The sequence below is a fragment of the Pseudoalteromonas luteoviolacea genome (assembly GCF_001696455.1).
Taxonomy (GTDB): domain Bacteria; phylum Pseudomonadota; class Gammaproteobacteria; order Enterobacterales; family Alteromonadaceae; genus Pseudoalteromonas; species Pseudoalteromonas luteoviolacea_C.
Genome location: NZ_MAUJ01000046.1, coordinates 1 through 588, shown reverse-complemented (window position 1 = coordinate 588; position 588 = coordinate 1). Strand labels below are relative to the sequence as shown.

General features: G+C 48.5%; 1 protein-coding gene. It reads right to left on the bottom strand.

Annotated elements, in window-relative coordinates; translation table 11 throughout:
- Positions 1-588: hypothetical protein (locus A7985_RS26690; protein ID WP_218061311.1), on the bottom strand; the 588-nt coding region annotated here is incomplete at both ends.

Here is a 588-nt window from a genome sequence, read left to right as displayed (position 1 = left end):
TTAATGACTTCACTTTGAAGTACACTTTCCCTTCAAGTTTGTTGCGTGCTTCTAGCGTCTCAAACACCTGCCCAAATTTGTAGTGCTGCACCGTACCACGGGCTTCGATATAGGTACCGTCTGACTTACGTCGGTAATCATCAAATTGATAAGCCACCCGCCCATATGCATCAAAACTGGTTTGTCTAATCACACATCGACTCTTCAGTGGGTCCTGCATGTCCGCATCACTGCTTGCGGCCAAACGCAGGTCATACTGCTCGGTATTAAACACCACTTGCGTATTGGCATGACACGCCAACGCAGACTCAACAGATGTCAGGGTAGACACCTGTCGTCCTAGGCCATCATAGTAATAATACTCAGCCCAATTACGGCCTTGTTTGGCGACTTTCAGTTGATGGCGGTCGGTTGCTGTATTGCCGTACTCCCAACTGCTGATACCTTCGATATATAGGCTGGCGTCACTGCTTGGTGAGGTGGTCCACGACTTTATCTTACGACCAAACCCATCGTATCGTATATGTGTGCTCACCAAACGCGCATCGGTTTGCTTAACCAGCTCGCCAAAGCCATTGTAAGCATATG